The organism is Streptomyces sp. RKAG293, from assembly GCF_023701745.1.
In the GTDB taxonomy this organism is placed as follows: domain Bacteria; phylum Actinomycetota; class Actinomycetes; order Streptomycetales; family Streptomycetaceae; genus Actinacidiphila.
On sequence record NZ_JAJOZB010000001.1, the window covers coordinates 6,474,744 to 6,490,000 of the forward strand.

Genomic DNA, 15,257 nt, shown 5'->3' on the forward strand with positions numbered 1-15,257 from the left:
GGCTCACGCGTCCCGGCGCTCGAGTGCTGCCGCCGCCGCTGCCAGAGCGACGGCCGTGTAGAGACAGAAGACTGCGAAGCCGGTCCATGGGGCCAAGATATGCGGCTCCCGGTGGGCCGCCAGCAGTGCCTGTCCCGCATTGCTCGGCAGGTACTCGCTGATGGACCAGGTCGTGGGCAGCGCCTCGGTGAGCAGCGGCAGCACCATGAGCAGCCCGAAGACGGTGGCGATGCCGCCCGCCGTACTGCGGATGAGGGTGCCGAGCGCCACGCTCAGCAGGCCGACCACGGTGAGGTACAGGCCGGCACCGAACACCATGCGGGCGGCGCCGGGCGCACCGAGGGACGTACCGATGTGCTGCGAGGACAGGATCGCCTGGCCGGCCAGGAACGCGATGAGCGACGCCGTCGTCATCGCGAGGAACGTCACCGCCGTGTACACGGCGGCCTTCGCCCACAGCACCGGAAGCCGTCGCGGGACGGCGGCGAGCGTCGCGCGGATCATGCCGGTCGCGTACTCGCCGGAGACGACGAGGACACCGAGGACCGCGACGGCGAGCTGCGCGAGCAGGAAACCGCGCACGCTCACCCCGGCCGCGCTGAACCTGAGCCGCTCACCCGGGTCCATGTGCGGCCAGCGGTTCGCGCTGACCGCGCAGAAGAGCAGTCCGAGGCCGATCATCACGACCACGGCGGCGGTCAGCGTCACGAGCGTCGACCGCAGGGTGCGCAGCTTGATCCACTCGGAGTGCAGAACGCGGAGCTGGGTGACGTGGCCGCGGACGGCGGGACCGCTCGCGGCGGCCGGACGGTCGAGGAGGGTGGTCATGCCGCACGTCCCTCGTGGTCGGCGACGGGAGGAGTCTGGTACTCGACGGCGTCCCGGGTGAGTTCCATGAACGCCTGCTCCAGGGAGGCCTGTTGGGGAGTCAGCTCCGCGAGGGCGATGGCGTGGTCGGCGGCGATCCCGCCGATCCGGTCGCTGGTCAGACCGGTCACCTCCAGCACCCCCGCGGCCTCCGACACCACGGTCACCTCAGGGCCCGCCAGCAGCCTCCGCAGCCGGTCCGCGTCATCGGTCCGCACCCGCACCGAGGTGCCCGCCGCGCCGCGGACGAACTCCTCCACCGAGGTGTCGGCGATCAGCCGGCCGCGGCCGATCACGATCAGGTGCTCGGCGGTGAGCGCCATCTCGGACATCAGGTGCGAGGAGACCAGGACCGTACGTCCTTCGGCGGCCAGGCTCCGCAGCAGATTGCGGATCCACAGAATGCCCTCGGGGTCCAGGCCGTTCACCGGTTCGTCCAGGACGAGCGTCGCGGGGTCGCCGAGCAGCGCGCTCGCGATGCCGAGGCGCTGCCCCATGCCGAGCGAGAATCCGCCCGCGCGCTTCCTCGCGACCTCGCGCAGACCCACGATGTCGATCACCTCGTCGACCCGGCCGCGCGGGATGCCGGTCGTGACGGCGAGCGCCAGGAGGTGGTGGTACGCCGAGCGCCCGGTGTGGATCGCGCGGGCCTCCAGCATCGCGCCGACCTCGTGCAGCGGCGCCCGGTGGTCGGCGTAGTGCCGGCCGTTCACCGTGACCCGGCCGGCCGACGGGGCGTCCAGGCCCAGGATCATCCGCATCGTGGTGGACTTCCCGGCGCCGTTGGGGCCGAGGAAACCGGTGACGGCTCCGGGCCGCACGGTGAAGCTGAGGTCCTCGACGGCGGTGCGCTCGCCGTAGCGCTTGGTGAGTGTGTGGGCTTCGATCATCGGAAGGTCCTCGTGGCCGGCAGCGGTCGGGGGATGCCCCAACGCTAGGCCGCCGACCAGGGCGCGCACGATGACCCACAGGCGGAACTCCCGGGCGCCCGGCTGCATCCCGGGATGGAACGGGACTACACCGGGTGATGTACGCCGCGGCCCGGCACCGCGCAAAGTGGGCCCCGCCGCTGGTGCGGCGGGGCCCTCCGGGGTGGTGCTGTGGCTACTGCTCCGCGCTAGTGCTGGGGCGGAGGCGGCGGGTAGCCGTAGCCCGGCGGCTGCTCGGGCGGTGCCTGCTGCTGCGGCGGCTGCTGCGGCCAGCCCTGCTGGGGCTGCGGCTGGTACGGCTGCGGCGCCTGCGGCTGGTACTGCTGCGGCGGTTGCGGTGCCTGCGGTGCCTGCGGGTACGGCTGACCCGGACCCTGGGGCGCCTGCCCGTGGAACCCGGGCGGAGGCGGCTGCTGCTGGTACTGCGGCTGGCCTTGCTGCGGACCCTGCTGCCGGCCGGGGACCGGCGGTGCCAGGTGCGGCGGCGGGTTCCCGTCGGCGGTCCACAGCCCCTGCGCCTGCTGCGCGCGGATGAAGTCCTCGGCGACCATCGCCGAGAGGTTGAAGTACGCCTCCCGGGTCTTGGGACGCATCATGTCGAGGTCGACCTCGGCGCCCGCGGCCAGGTGCTCGTCGAACGGGACGACCATCACCCCGCGGCAGCGCGTCTGGAAGTGGGCGACGATGTCGTCCACTTTGATCATCTTGCCGGTCTCGCGGACCCCGGAGATGACCGTGATGCTGCGCTGCACCAGTTCGGCGTAGCCGTGCGCCGACAGCCAGTCCAGCGTGGTGCTCGCGCTGCTCGCTCCGTCGACGGACGGCGTGGACACGATGATCAGCTGGTCGGCCAGGTCGAGCACGCCGCGCATCGCGCTGTAGAGCAGACCGGTACCCGAGTCGGTGAGGATGATCGGGTACTGCTTGCCCAGCACGTCGAGGACCCGGCGGTAGTCCTCGTCGTTGAACGCGGTCGACACGGCCGGGTCCACGTCGTTGGCGATGATCTCCAGCCCGGAGGACGCCTGCGAGGTGAACCTGCGGATGTCCATGTAGCTGTTGAGGTACGGGATCGCCTGCACCAGGTCGCGGATGGTCGCACCGGTCTCCCGGCGGACCCGGCGGCCGAGCGTGCCGGCGTCCGGGTTGGCGTCGATCGCGAGGATCTTGTCCTGGCGCTCGGTCGCGAGCGTCGAGCCCAGGGCGGTGGTCGTCGTGGTCTTGCCGACGCCGCCCTTGAGGCTGATCACCGCGATCCGGTAGCAGGACAGCACCGGAGTACGGATCAGCTCCAGCTTCCGCTGCCGCTCCGCCTCCTCCTTCTTGCCACCGAGCTTGAACCGCGACGGCGTCGCGTTGGCACCGGGCCGCTTCGGCTTCGGCTGGTTCTTCAGCAGCCGGTCCGACGACAGCTCGACGGCCGCGGTGTAGCCGAGCGGCGCGCCCTGTACGGAACGCTGCCGCTGGTCCGGCGTCACCGCCGGCCAGCCGCCGGTACGCGGATCGGCCGACGGGTCCTGCGGCGGAGCCGGGTGCTGCGGTTGGACCTGCGGTTGGGCCTGCGGCGGCGCGTACTGCTGGGGCTGCGGCTGCTGCGGGGCCGGCGGCTGGGCCTGCGGCTGCTGTCCCGGCGGCGGGAATCCGTACCCGCCGTGCGGCGGCAGCGGCTGCAACGCCGCACCGGGGCTGGCCTCCGGCGGCAGCGGCGCCGCGGGCGGCGGGAATCCGTAACCGGCCGGCGGCATGGGCGCGGACGCCTCAGGACCGGGACCGGGCGCGACGGGCGGCTGCGGAGCCCCGCCCTGCGGGAATCCGTAACCCTGCTGGGGCGCCGGGGCCGGTGCCGGGGCGGCCGGGGGCAGCGCCGGATTGGGCCAGGGCGCGCCGGTCGGCGGGGCGGCGCGGTCCTCCGGAGCGGGCTGCGGCAGCGGCGCGAAGGTGCCCGGCTGCGGCTGCGGCTGCGGTGGCTGCGGCTGACCACTCTGCGGGAACCCGTAACCGGGCTGCGGCGCCGGCGGATTGGGGCTCGGCCACGGGGCGGCCGACGGCGCGGGAGCACGGTCCTCGGGCACCTGCGGCGCCGGGGGAGCGTCGGCGGCCGGCGGGAACCCGTACCCAGCCTGCGGCGGCTGCTGCGACAACGGGGGCTGGGGCTGGAGCTGCGGCTGCGGCTGGAGCTGCGGCTGCGCTCCGGCCGGCGGGAACCCGTACTCGGGCTGCGGCGCGGGGGCCGGGGCCGGCGCGGGGTTCGGCCAGGGCGCGGGCGGCGGCGTACGGTCCTCCGACGAGGGGGCGACCGGCGGCTGCGCGGGCTGCGCGGGCTGCGGGAACCCGTATCCGCCCTGCGGCGCGGGGGCCGGAGCGAAGTCCTGCGGAGCCGGTGCGGGTGCTGGGGCCGGTGCGGGCACAGGAGCGGGCGCGTCGGCGGTGGGTCGCGGGAACCCGTAGCCGTCCTGCGCGAGCGGCGGTTGCTGCGCTCCGGGCTGCGGGAATCCGTACGCCGGCTGCGGCGGGGGAGTGCGGTCCTCCTGGCGGTCCGCCGGGACGGGCATCGGCGTCGGCGTCGGCGCGGGTGCGTCGGCGGGCCGCGGGAAGCCGTATCCGCCCTGCGGCAGCGGCTCCGCCGCGCGCGGGGCGGGAAGGTTCGGCGTGCCCGGTCCCTGCTGGGCCGGCGGGAAGCCGTAGCCGGCCGGCGGAGCGGCGGGCTCGACGGTCTCCGGGGGTGCCGGGGGAGCGAACGTGTAGTCGGCGCCGGGAGGCGTCGGCGCGGACTGCGCGGGAGCGGGCCACGGTGCACCCGTGGGCGGGGTGGCCCGGTCGTCGGGGAGCGGCGGCGGCGCGGGGGCGTCCGCGGCCTGGAAGTGCGGCGGCAGCGGCGGGACCGCGCTCTGCGGAGGGGCCGGGGACCACGGCGCGACCGGGGCCGGCGGCGGCGTCGGCACCCACACCGGACCCTCGGACGGCGGAGCGTCCATCAGCGGTGCCGGCTTCTGCTCCGGCTCCACGGGAGCCGACGGGGTCTCGGACGTACCCGCTCCGGGCCGTGTACGCAGCGAGCCGGGCGCGATCCGCACCGTCGACTCACTCCGTACCGCGCCGGGCAGCTCGTCGTCGTCCCGCTCGGGCTCCGCGACGGGGGCGTCCGCGGGACGGTCCTCGCCGCCGCTCGGCTTGAGCGTCGGGAACGCCGGAACAGCGGAAGGCGCGGGCGGCGGCGCGGGCGCCGCGGCCTCGGCGGCAGCCGGTTCCGGAGCGGCTGCCGGAGCCGGAGTAGGAGCGGGAGCCGGGACGAACGGCACCGAGGTCGCCGACCAGGAGGGCTCGCTCGTGGCATCAGGAGCCGGCGACGGCGCCGCGAACGGTGCGGCCGGCGGTGCGACAGGCGGCGAAACCGGGTTCACGGGCAGGGGAGCGGGAGGAACGGTCGCCGCCGGAGGTGTCACCCAGGGTGCGGGCTCAGGCTCGGGCCGGGACTCCTCCCGCACCGCGGGAGCGGGAGCGTCGCCGGCACCGGAGTCCTGAGCCGCAGCCGCACCGGAGTCGGTATCCGTATCCGGGTCGTCCCCGCTGTCACCGCTGTCGTCCCCACCGGTGTTCTGCATGTACCAGGCGGGCGGCGTGTAGTCGAAGGTGAACTCACCGGTGTAGTCGGCGTCGCCTTGCTCCTCGACAGGGGCGGCCCCGCCCACGCGGTTCTCGTCCCGATCGCTGCTCACAATGCCTCCTGGTATATCTCTGAAACGCATCCGAACGACAGGGACGGACGGTCGGTGGAGTGCTGACGGCCTGCTGCGGCCCGGAAACGGTCGTCGAACGTGTGACGATCCCCGCGACGGACGGAGCCGGAGAACCCGGCGTGTTTCATCGTCGATCCCCTCCCCCGCGTGCCGCAGCAGCCTTTCCGCGCCCCGCTCGGGCTGTCCGCCCGCTATCTGCTCCTGCCGCTCTGAGGGACAGCCTAATCATCGGCGCCAGTTCCACGGCAGGCCCGCCCCTCCCGTCCGCACTCACCGTCCCCCCGGCGCGCACCCCCCGGCCGGCCTCCGCCCGCGCTCCCGTTCGCCCCGGAGCCGCGCGGCGAAGCGTCGCCCGTGCGGCTGGTATCCTGGCTGACGGATGTGTGTGTAAGAACCCGCGTCCTCGCCTCCAGAGTTATCCAAGATCGCCTGTGATTCCAGTCCAGGGGCACTCGGAGGCAAACCAACACTTGAGGAGTTCGTATGCCGCTCGACGCCGCAACGAAGAAGCAGATCATCGCCGAGTTCGGTGCCAAGGAGGGCGACACGGGCTCCCCCGAGGTGCAGGTCGCGATGCTCTCGCGCCGTATCTCGGACCTCACCGAGCACCTCAAGCTGCACAAGCACGACCACCACTCCCGCCGTGGTCTGCTGCTGCTCGTCGGCCAGCGCCGCCGTCTGCTGCAGTACCTGGCCAAGAAGGACATCACGCGCTTCCGCGCCCTGGTCGAGCGCCTCGGCATCCGCCGCGGTGCGGCCGGCGCCAAGTAAGACGTTGTGCGGGGGAGCGGTTCCCACCCGGGAGCCGCTCCCTTTGCGTACTCGACCGGCGATTCTTTGTAGTCTGGTGTGAGCACGCTGTAACACACGAGGAGGAGCGTCCTCCTAATGAGCCACGAACGCCGGTCCTCGGTAGTGGCCTCCGGGCAGCAGGACTCCCCGAAGGCTTCGATCGAAGACCGGCCCCTGGCGGGACGCTTCCCCTCACCGAAGGTCCCCGGGATACGCCCTGGGACATGAATGAGGAGAATCCCCATAGTGGAGAACGAGACCCACTACGCCGAGGCCGTTATCGACAACGGTTCCTTCGGCACCCGCACCATCCGCTTCGAGACGGGCCGTCTGGCCCGTCAGGCCGCCGGCTCCGCCGTGGCCTACCTGGACGACGACACCATGGTGCTGTCGGCCACCAGTGCTTCGAAGCACCCCAAGGAGAACCTCGACTTCTTCCCCCTCACGGTGGACGTCGAGGAGCGCATGTACGCGGCCGGCCGGATCCCCGGTTCGTTCTTCCGCCGCGAAGGGCGCCCCTCCGAGGACGCGATCCTCACCTGCCGCCTGATCGACCGCCCGCTGCGCCCGTCCTTCGCCAAGGGCCTGCGCAACGAGATCCAGGTCGTCTGCACGATCATGGCGCTCAACCCCGATGACCTGTACGACGTGGTCGCGATCAACGCCGCCTCCGCCTCGACGCAGCTCGCCGGTCTCCCCTTCTCCGGCCCGATCGGCGGCGTCCGCGTCGCACTGATCAAGGGCCAGTGGGTCGCCTTCCCGCGTCACAGCCAGCTCGAGGACGCCGTCTTCGACATGGTCGTGGCCGGCCGCGCCCTCGAGGACGGCGACGTCGCGATCATGATGGTGGAGGCCGAGGCCACCGCCCGCACGATCGCGCTCGTCGAGGGTGGCGCCGAGGCGCCGACCGAGGAGATCGTGGCCGCCGGCCTCGAAGCCTCCAAGCCCTTCATCAAGGCCCTGTGCAAGGCGCAGTCCGAGCTGGCGGCGAAGGCCGCGAAGCCGACCGCCGAGTTCCCGCGCTACCTCGACTACCAGGACGACGTCTTCGCTGCCCTGTCCGAGGCCGTCACCGGTGAGCTCGCCCAGGCCCTGACGATCCCCGGCAAGCAGGCCCGCGAGGCCGAGCTGGACCGCGTCAAGGCCATCGCCGCCGAGAAGCTTCTCCCGAAGTTCGAAGGCCGCGAGAAGGAGATCTCCGCCGCGTACCGTTCGCTGACCAAGAAGCTGGTCCGCGAGCGCGTCATCAAGGACAAGGTCCGCATCGACGGCCGTGGCGTGACGGACATCCGTACGCTGGCCGCCGAGGTCGAGGCCATCCCGCGCGTCCACGGTTCCGCCCTGTTCGAGCGTGGCGAGACCCAGATCCTGGGTGTCACCACGCTGAACATGCTCCGCATGGAGCAGCAGATGGACACGCTGGCGCCCGAGACGCGCAAGCGCTACATGCACAACTACAACTTCCCGCCGTACTCCGTCGGTGAGACGGGCCGCGTCGGTTCGCCGAAGCGCCGCGAGATCGGTCACGGCGCGCTGGCCGAGCGGGCGATCCTGCCCGTGCTGCCGTCCCGCGAGGACTTCCCGTACGCGATCCGCCAGGTCTCCGAGGCGCTGAGCTCCAACGGCTCGACGTCCATGGGCTCGGTCTGCGCCTCCACCATGTCGCTGCTGAACGCCGGTGTGCCGCTCAAGGCCCCCGTCGCCGGTATCGCCATGGGTCTGATCTCCGAGGAGATCGACGGCAAGACGCACTACGTCGCCCTCACCGACATCCTCGGTGCGGAAGACGCGTTCGGCGACATGGACTTCAAGGTCGCCGGTACGAAGACCTTCGTCACCGCGCTGCAGCTCGACACCAAGCTCGACGGCATCCCCGCCTCGGTCCTGGCCGCCGCGCTGAAGCAGGCCCGCGACGCCCGCCTCCACATCCTCGATGTGATGAACGAGGCGATCGACGTTCCGGACGAGATGTCCCCGAACGCACCGCGGATCATCAGCATCAAGATCCCCGTGGACAAGATCGGCGAGGTCATCGGCCCCAAGGGCAAGATGATCAACCAGATCCAGGAGGACACGGGCGCCGACATCTCCATCGAGGATGACGGCACGGTCCTCATCGGCGCGACCGAAGGCTCCCAGGCCGAGGCCGCGCGCGCGGTGATCAACCAGATCGCCAACCCGACGATGCCCGAGGTCGGCGAGCGCTACCTCGGCACCGTCGTGAAGACCACCACCTTCGGTGCCTTCGTCTCGCTCATGCCGGGCAAGGACGGTCTGCTGCACATCTCGCAGATCCGTAAGCTCGCCGGCGGCAAGCGCGTCGAGAACGTCGAGGACGTCCTCGCCGTGGGCTCCAAGGTCCAGGTCGAGATCGCCGAGATCGACGCCCGTGGCAAGCTCTCGCTGATCCCGGTCATCGAGGGTGAAGAAGCGGGCGACGCCGAGGACGAGTCCGGCTCGTGACCTCTCGCTCCACTGTCGTGACGGCCCGTCCCTCCACCAAGGGGCGGGCCGTCCGCACACAGACCCTGATTCCCGGCACCGACGGCATCGGCACCGTGCGCAGGACCGTGCTCCCCGGCGGTCTGCGCGTCGTCACCGAGACCCTGCCGACGGTCCGCTCCGCGACCTTCGGCATCTGGGTGGGCGTCGGCTCGCGCGACGAGACCCCGGCGCTGAACGGCGCCACCCACTACCTGGAGCACCTGCTCTTCAAGGGCACGAAGCGGCGCAGCGCGCTCGACATCTCCTCGGTGATCGACGCGGTCGGCGGCGAGATGAACGCGTTCACCGCCAAGGAGTACACGTGCTACTACGCACGCGTCCTCGACAACGACCTGCCGCTCGCCATCGACGTGGTGTGCGACATGCTCACCGGCTCGCTGATCCGCCAGGAGGACATCGACGCCGAGCGCGGCGTCGTCCTCGAGGAGATCGCGATGACCGAGGACGATCCGGGCGACCAGGTCCACGACCTGTTCACCACGGCGATGCTCGGTGACTCCCCGCTGGGCCGCCCGGTCCTCGGCACCGTCGAGACCATCAACGCCCTCACCCGCGACCAGGTCGCCCGCTTCTACAAGCGGCACTACGACCCGACGCACCTCGTCGTCGCCGCGGCCGGCAACGTCGACCACGCGACGGTCGTCCGGCAGGTCCGCAAGGCGTTCGAGAACGCCGGCGCCCTGCGCGACACCGACGCCGTGCCGATGGACCCGCGCTCCGGCGCCCGCACGCTGCGCACCGCCGGCCGCGTCGAGCTGCTGGACCGCAGGACCGAGCAGGCACACGTCGTGCTCGGCATGCCGGGCCTGGCCCGTACCGACGAGCGCCGCTGGGCGCTCGGCGTGCTCAACACGGCGCTGGGCGGCGGCATGAGCTCACGGCTGTTCCAGGAGGTCCGCGAGAAGCGCGGGCTGGCGTACTCGGTGTACTCGTACACCTCGTCGTTCGCGGACTGCGGTCTGTTCGGCGTCTACGCCGGCTGCCAGCCGCGCCGGGTCCCCGAGGTGCTCAAGATCTGCCGCGACGAGCTCGACAACGTGTCCGAGCACGGTCTGACCGACGAGGAGCTGCAGCGCGCCATCGGCCAGCTGTCCGGTTCGACGGTGCTGGGCCTGGAGGACACCGGGGCGCTGATGAACCGCCTCGGCAAGAGCGAGCTGTGCTGGGGCGAGCAGATGTCGGTGGACTCGATGCTGGAGCGCATCGCCGCCGTCACCCCGGACGACGTGCGCGCGGTCGCCCGCGATGTACTGGGACACCGTCCCTCGCTGGCCGTCATCGGCCCGCTGAAGGACAAGCAGGCCTCGCGTCTGCACGAATCGGTCGCGTAACCCACGCGCGACGGGTCGTACCCCGCGCCGCGGTCGCAGCACGCGACCGCGGCGCACAACCGGAGGAACGGATCAGCATGAGCAAGCTCCGTGTGGCCGTCATCGGCGCCACCGGCCGGATCGGCGCCGAGGCCGTGCGGGCCGTCGAGGCGGCCGACGACCTGGAACTGGTCGCCGCGCTCGGCAGGAACGACCCGCTGACGGCGCTGACCGACGCCGGCGCGCAGGTCGCCGTCGAGCTGACGCACCCGGACGCCGTGATGGCGAACCTGGAGTTCTGCGTCCGCAACGGCATCCACGGCGTGGTGGGAACCACCGGCTGGACCGAGGAGCGTCTGACGGCGCTCAACGGCTGGCTGGCGGACTCCCCGGCCACCGGAGTGCTCATCGCCCCGAACTTCTCGATCGGCGCGGTCCTGACGATGCGCTTCGCTCAGCAGGCGGCCCGCTGGTTCGAGACCGTCGAGGTCATCGAACTGCACCACAACAAGAAGGCGGACGCCCCCAGCGGCACCGCCACCCGGACCGCCCAGCTCATCGCGGCCGCCCGCGACGAGGCCGGGATGCCGCGTCAGCAGGACCCGACCACGCACGGCCTGGACGGCGCGCGCGGCGCGGACGTCGACGGGGTGCCGGTGCACTCGGTGCGGCTGCGCGGCCTGCTCGCCCACCAGGAAGTCCTGTTCGGCGACACGGGCGAGACCCTCACCATCCGGCACGACTCGCTGCACCACAGCAGCTTCATGCCGGGCATCCTGCTCGCCGCCCGGAAGGTCACCGGAACCCCGGGCCTGACCTTCGGCCTCGAGCATTTCCTCACCGACGAACACCGCCTGGGCCAGGACTGATCGCCGTGCGCGCCAAAGTGACCTACTTCGTACTGGCCGGAGCGCTGGTCTGCTACTTCGTCCTGGTCGGCAGCCGGGGCGTGCTGCTCCTGGAGGAGGGCACGTGGATCACCGTGCCCTTCGGCATCGCCGTCCTGGTGCTGCCGTTCATCGGGGCCTGGTTCCTGTGGCAGACCACCCAGTTCGCCCGGCACGCGAACCGGCTCTCCCGGGAGCTGGACGCCGAGGGCGGCCTCCCCGTGGACGAACTCGTCCGCACCCCCAGCGGCCGGATCGACCGCGACTCGGCGGACGCGGTCTTCGCGAAGCGGCAGGCCGAGACGGAGGCCTGCCCTGACGACTGGCGCAGCTGGTTCCGGCTCGCCATCGCCTACTTCGACGCCCGCGACACCCCGCGGGCCCGCAAGGCCATGCAGCGCGCCATCGCGCTGCGCGACGGCAAGCCGGTCCGCACCAGCTGAATCGGTTCGCCGCCACGCCCGGAGGGGGCGTCAGCGGAGTTCTGTGGCCCAGCCCTCTATGGCGTCGGCCGCCATGTCGAAGGCCTCGGTACGCCCGAGGAAGTCGGCGTTGTGATCGGTCATCAGCGGCCGCAGCGCCTGGCCGTCCCGGCGGGTGACGACGAGCGCCTGCCCCTGGACGGTGCGCGGCAGCCCCAGCACCTTCACCGGCTGCTGCACGGTGCGCACACTGCCGACGCCGTCCCACGGCACGGTGATCGTGTGGAAGAGCCCGGACTGCCGCAGCCCGCGTCCGCTGACCCAGAACCCGACCCGCAGCAGCCGCAGCGCGCTGACGATCACCAGCACGCCCCCGCCCAGGCAGAGCCCGGCGCCGGGCAGCGCGCCCGTGGCGGCGATGATCATCGCGGCGAAGAGCACGTACGAGGAGAGCACCAGCAGCAGCGCGGCCGTGGCGACCCGCCACGGACCGGGGCGGTAGGGGCGCATCCACCGGTCCTGCGGGGTGTGCGGCAGCGCCGCGGGCACCTCGCGCTGGTCGTGGACGCTGTCGGAGGCGAGGAAAGGCAGGGGCACGTGCGTGGTCCTTTTCCGGCAGAGGTGGGGCTCTGACCGGTGAGGTTAGCCGCCGTCCGACGCGGTGACCAGCTCAGGGCGTCCGGGCCGCCTCTTCGTGTTGCGAGCCGACCGAGCCCTGCTGGTGCGGATCGAGCGCGGGACCGCCGAGCAGCGCGGCGGCGAGCAGTCCGCCGAGCACCAGCACCGTTCCCAGCGCGCGTCCCGCGATCCGGAGCCTGCTCGGTCGCGTTCTGGGCGGAGGAGCGACGTTGCTCTGGAAGCTCTCCGCCTCGGCTATGAAGGCGAACGGAACAGGCTCTCCCCGGCGGAACATGCAGCACACTCCAGTGTCCGAATTGCTGGAAGTCTCCCAATCTAACAACCCTCGTCCGCCATTCGGCGGGCGGGGTGCGGTTTGTGGCGATGAGCAGGGCTGTCAGCGCCAGCGTCTAGGCTGGGCGCGCCCCTTGAGACAAGCAGGAAGGACCCACGGTGAGCGACACTTCCACCGAGACCGCCGTCCAGTTCCGCGGTGAGGTGACCGTCGACCTGGTGAAGCACAGCGCCGCGGACTCGGACGTGCTGTGGGCGGCGCGCGTGTCCACCGCGGGAGAGCAGTCCCTGGAAGAGCTGACCAAGGACCCCGAGCGGTCCAAGGGCCTGATCAACTATCTGATGCGCGACCGGCACGGCAGCCCGTTCGAGCACAATTCGATGACGTTCTTCATCAGCGCCCCGATCTTCGTCTTCCGCGAGTTCATGCGGCACCGCGTCGGCTGGTCGTACAACGAGGAGTCCGGCCGCTACCGCGAGCTGCTGCCGGTGTTCTACGTTCCCGCGCAGGAGCGCAAGCTCGTCCAGCAGGGCCGTCCGGGCAAGTACGAGTTCGTGGACGGCACGGACGCCCAGCACCGGGCGACGACCGAGGCCATGGAGGCCTCGTACCGCCAGGCGTACGAGGCGTACCAGGAGATGCTGGCCGCCGGCATCGCCCGTGAGGTGGCCCGTGCGGTCCTCCCGGTGGGACTCTTCTCGTCGATGTACGCGACTTGCAACGCGCGCTCGCTCATGCATTTCCTCGGACTCCGTACCCAGCACGAGCTGGCGGCCGTTCCGTCCTTCCCGCAGCGGGAGATCGAGATGGTCGGCGAGAAGATGGAAGCCGAGTGGGCGAAGCTCATGCCGCTGACCCACGCGGCCTTCAATGGCAACGGGCGCATCGCTCCGTAGCGCTCGTCACAGCCATTTGTCCGAAGTGTTCCGATTGCAGGCATTCGCGAAGTTCATCTAGGCTGCTGAAACGGACTCCGGCAGTGCTTGGACCCCCGAGCAGGCACCGCCGGAGTCCTTTCCGCAGGTCCCGAGGCGACACGCGCCGACATACAACGAGTAGCGTTGGACCCATGGCTCCGACCTCCACACCGACGACCCCCTTCGGGCGGGTCCTGACCGCAATGGTCACGCCGTTCACCGCGGACGGCGCGCTCGACCTCGACGGCGCACAGCGACTGGCCGCCCACCTGGTCGACGCAGGCAATGACGGCCTGGTCGTCAACGGCACCACCGGCGAGTCGCCGACCACCAGCAACGTGGAGAAAGGGCAGCTCGTACGGGCCGTCCTGGAAGCCGTGGGGGACCGCGCCTTCGTCATCGCCGGAGTCGGCACCAACGACACCCGGCACAGCGTCGAGCTCGCGCGCCAGGCCGAGCAGGCCGGCGCGCACGGCCTGCTCACCGTGACGCCGTACTACAGCAAGCCCTCCCAGGAGGGGCTGTACCAGAACTTCACGGTCATCGCCGATGCCACCGGCCTGCCGGTGATGCTCTACGACATCCCCGGCCGCAGCGGTGTCCCGATCGACACGGAGACCCTCGTCCGGCTGGCCGAGCACCCCCGCATCGTCGCCAACAAGGACGCCAAGGGCGACCTCGGCGCGGCGAGCTGGGCCATCGCCCGCAGCGGACTCGCCTGGTACTCCGGCGACGACATGCTCAACCTGCCGCTGCTCTCGATCGGCGCGGTCGGCTTCGTCTCCGTCGTCGGCCATGTCGTCTCCCCGGAACTGCGCGCGCTGCTCCAGGCCCACCTGGCAGGGGACACCGCCAAGGCCGTCGAGATCCACCAGAGCCTGCTTCCCATTTTCACGGGCATGTTCAGGACACAGGGCGTCATGACCACCAAGGCAGCCCTCGAACTCCTGGGACTTCCCGCGGGGCCGCTGCGGCTGCCGCTCGTGGAACTGTCCGGGAGTGAGACGGAGCAGCTGAAGAAGGATCTCGCCGCAGGCGGGGTACACCTGTAGTCACAGACTTCCGCAGCCCCGGGCTCGCGGGTCGCAGACTTCACCACCACAGACTTCACAACTGAATACGCACGTACACGCAAACCGACGACACATCGCAATGTCACGCGCACCAGCGGTCCACGGGACCCCGGCTCGCGTGGTGAGGAGAAACTTTGAGCCACCCGCACCCCGAGCTCGGCCTGCCCCGAGCGCTGCCCGAAGGCGGCCTGCGCATCACACCGCTCGGCGGCCTCGGCGAAATCGGCCGCAACATGACGGTCTTCGAATTCAACGGGAAACTGCTGATCGTCGACTGTGGAGTGCTCTTCCCCGAGGACGAGCAGCCCGGTATCGACCTGATCCTCCCCGACTTCTCGTCGATCCGGGACCGGCTGGACGACATCGTCGGCATCGTGCTGACCCACGGCCACGAGGACCACATCGGCGCCGTTCCGTTCCTGCTCCGTGAGCGGGACGACATCCCGCTGATCGGCTCCAAACTGACGCTCGCGTTCATCGAGGCGAAGCTCCAGGAACACCGCATCCGGCCGTACATCCTCGAAGTGGCCGAAGGCCAGCGCGAGCGCATCGGCCCCTTCGACTGCGAGTTCATCGCGGTCAACCACTCCATCCCGGACGCCCTCGCGGTCGCCATCCGCACCCCCGCGGGCATGGTCGTGCACACCGGCGACTTCAAGATGGACCAGCTGCCGCTCGACGGCCGGCTGACCGACCTGCACGCCTTCGCGCGGCTGGCGGACGAGGGCATCGACCTGCTGCTCTCCGACTCCACCAACGCCGAGGTCCCCGGCTTCATCCCGCCGGAGCGCGACATCTCGCAGGCGCTGGAGCAGGTCTTCGCCAAGGCGGAGAAGCGGATCATCCTGGCGAGCTTCGCCAGCCACATCCACCGCATCCAGCAGGTGCTGGACTGCGCCCAGCAG

Annotated in this window: 13 protein-coding genes (1 of these 13 only partly in view); 8 read left to right on the plus strand and 5 right to left on the minus strand. The window is 71.3% G+C overall.

Annotated features, from left to right (window positions below; genetic code table 11):
- Positions 1 to 3 precede the first annotated feature (3 nt).
- From LNW72_RS28825 to LNW72_RS28835, 3 genes are all read right to left on the minus strand, one after another.
- Positions 4 to 828 carry an ABC transporter permease gene (locus tag LNW72_RS28825; protein WP_250978021.1) on the minus strand — a complete coding sequence of 275 codons (825 nt, stop codon included), beginning with the start codon at positions 826 to 828 and terminating at the stop codon, positions 4 to 6.
- Complete coding sequence (locus tag LNW72_RS28830) at positions 825 to 1,757, minus strand: ABC transporter ATP-binding protein (protein ID WP_250978022.1); 933 nt, start codon at positions 1,755 to 1,757, stop codon at positions 825 to 827. The genes LNW72_RS28825 and LNW72_RS28830 overlap by 4 nt, the downstream gene beginning before the upstream one ends.
- 227 nt (positions 1,758 to 1,984) lie before the next feature.
- Complete coding sequence (locus tag LNW72_RS28835) at positions 1,985 to 5,512, minus strand: SCO5717 family growth-regulating ATPase (protein ID WP_250978023.1); 3,528 nt, start codon at positions 5,510 to 5,512, stop codon at positions 1,985 to 1,987.
- Positions 5,513 to 6,016: 504 nt separating this feature from the next.
- On the opposite strand from LNW72_RS28835, the gene rpsO reads away from it, so the two are divergent.
- The 5 genes from rpsO to LNW72_RS28860 all read left to right on the plus strand — a co-directional run bounded on the left by rpsO (position 6,017) and on the right by LNW72_RS28860 (position 11,470).
- Complete coding sequence (rpsO, locus tag LNW72_RS28840; RefSeq protein ID WP_138357422.1) at positions 6,017 to 6,304, plus strand: 30S ribosomal protein S15; 288 nt, start codon at positions 6,017 to 6,019, stop codon at positions 6,302 to 6,304.
- 267 nt (positions 6,305 to 6,571) lie between these two features.
- Positions 6,572 to 8,788 carry a polyribonucleotide nucleotidyltransferase gene (locus LNW72_RS28845; protein ID WP_250978024.1) on the plus strand — a complete coding sequence of 739 codons (2,217 nt, stop codon included), beginning with the start codon at positions 6,572 to 6,574 and terminating at the stop codon, positions 8,786 to 8,788.
- Complete coding sequence (locus LNW72_RS28850) at positions 8,785 to 10,161, plus strand: pitrilysin family protein (protein ID WP_250978025.1); 1,377 nt, start codon at positions 8,785 to 8,787, stop codon at positions 10,159 to 10,161. The genes LNW72_RS28845 and LNW72_RS28850 overlap by 4 nt, the downstream gene beginning before the upstream one ends.
- Before the next feature lie 77 nt (positions 10,162 to 10,238).
- Positions 10,239 to 11,009 carry a 4-hydroxy-tetrahydrodipicolinate reductase gene (dapB, locus tag LNW72_RS28855; RefSeq protein WP_250978026.1) on the plus strand — a complete coding sequence of 257 codons (771 nt, stop codon included), beginning with the start codon at positions 10,239 to 10,241 and terminating at the stop codon, positions 11,007 to 11,009.
- Positions 11,010 to 11,014: 5 nt separating this feature from the next.
- Positions 11,015 to 11,470, plus strand: a complete 456-nt coding sequence (locus LNW72_RS28860) for a tetratricopeptide repeat protein (RefSeq protein ID WP_250978027.1) — start codon at positions 11,015 to 11,017, stop codon at positions 11,468 to 11,470.
- Between the two features lie 30 nt (positions 11,471 to 11,500).
- Here the strand turns inward: LNW72_RS28860 and LNW72_RS28865 are convergent, their stop codons facing one another.
- Together LNW72_RS28865 and LNW72_RS28870 are read right to left on the minus strand one after the other, a co-directional pair.
- Positions 11,501 to 12,046, minus strand: coding sequence for a hypothetical protein (locus LNW72_RS28865; protein WP_374117346.1), 546 nt, complete (start codon positions 12,044 to 12,046; stop codon positions 11,501 to 11,503).
- 73 nt (positions 12,047 to 12,119) lie between these two features.
- Positions 12,120 to 12,362: a hypothetical protein gene (locus LNW72_RS28870; RefSeq protein WP_250978028.1), complete on the minus strand. Its 243-nt coding sequence runs from the start codon at positions 12,360 to 12,362 to the stop codon at positions 12,120 to 12,122.
- 158 nt (positions 12,363 to 12,520) lie between these two features.
- Between LNW72_RS28870 and thyX the strand changes: the two genes are divergently transcribed.
- The 3 genes from thyX to LNW72_RS28885 all read left to right on the plus strand — a co-directional run.
- Complete coding sequence (thyX, locus tag LNW72_RS28875; RefSeq protein ID WP_250978029.1) at positions 12,521 to 13,258, plus strand: FAD-dependent thymidylate synthase; 738 nt, start codon at positions 12,521 to 12,523, stop codon at positions 13,256 to 13,258.
- 173 nt (positions 13,259 to 13,431) lie between these two features.
- Positions 13,432 to 14,331 carry a 4-hydroxy-tetrahydrodipicolinate synthase gene (gene dapA / locus LNW72_RS28880; protein ID WP_250978030.1) on the plus strand — a complete coding sequence of 300 codons (900 nt, stop codon included), beginning with the start codon at positions 13,432 to 13,434 and terminating at the stop codon, positions 14,329 to 14,331.
- Between the two features lie 155 nt (positions 14,332 to 14,486).
- Positions 14,487 to 15,257 carry the 5' end (the start) of a ribonuclease J gene (locus tag LNW72_RS28885; RefSeq protein ID WP_250978031.1) on the plus strand. Its footprint extends 915 nt past the window's final position, so only the first 771 of its 1,686 coding nucleotides appear in the window; the start codon lies at positions 14,487 to 14,489; its stop codon lies beyond the right edge, outside the window.

Excerpts from the sequence above, each read along its gene's own strand:
- LNW72_RS28825 (WP_250978021.1), bottom strand. The coding sequence starts at position 828 with ATGACCACCCTCCTCGACCGTCCGGCCGCCGCGAGCGGTCCCGCCGTC.
- LNW72_RS28830 (WP_250978022.1), bottom strand. The coding sequence starts at position 1,757 with ATGATCGAAGCCCACACACTCACCAAGCGCTACGGCGAGCGCACCGCC.
- rpsO (WP_138357422.1), top strand. The coding sequence starts at position 6,017 with ATGCCGCTCGACGCCGCAACGAAGAAGCAGATCATCGCCGAGTTCGGT.
- dapB (WP_250978026.1), top strand. The coding sequence starts at position 10,239 with ATGAGCAAGCTCCGTGTGGCCGTCATCGGCGCCACCGGCCGGATCGGC.
- LNW72_RS28870 (WP_250978028.1), bottom strand. The coding sequence starts at position 12,362 with ATGTTCCGCCGGGGAGAGCCTGTTCCGTTCGCCTTCATAGCCGAGGCG.
- dapA (WP_250978030.1), top strand. The coding sequence starts at position 13,432 with ATGGCTCCGACCTCCACACCGACGACCCCCTTCGGGCGGGTCCTGACC.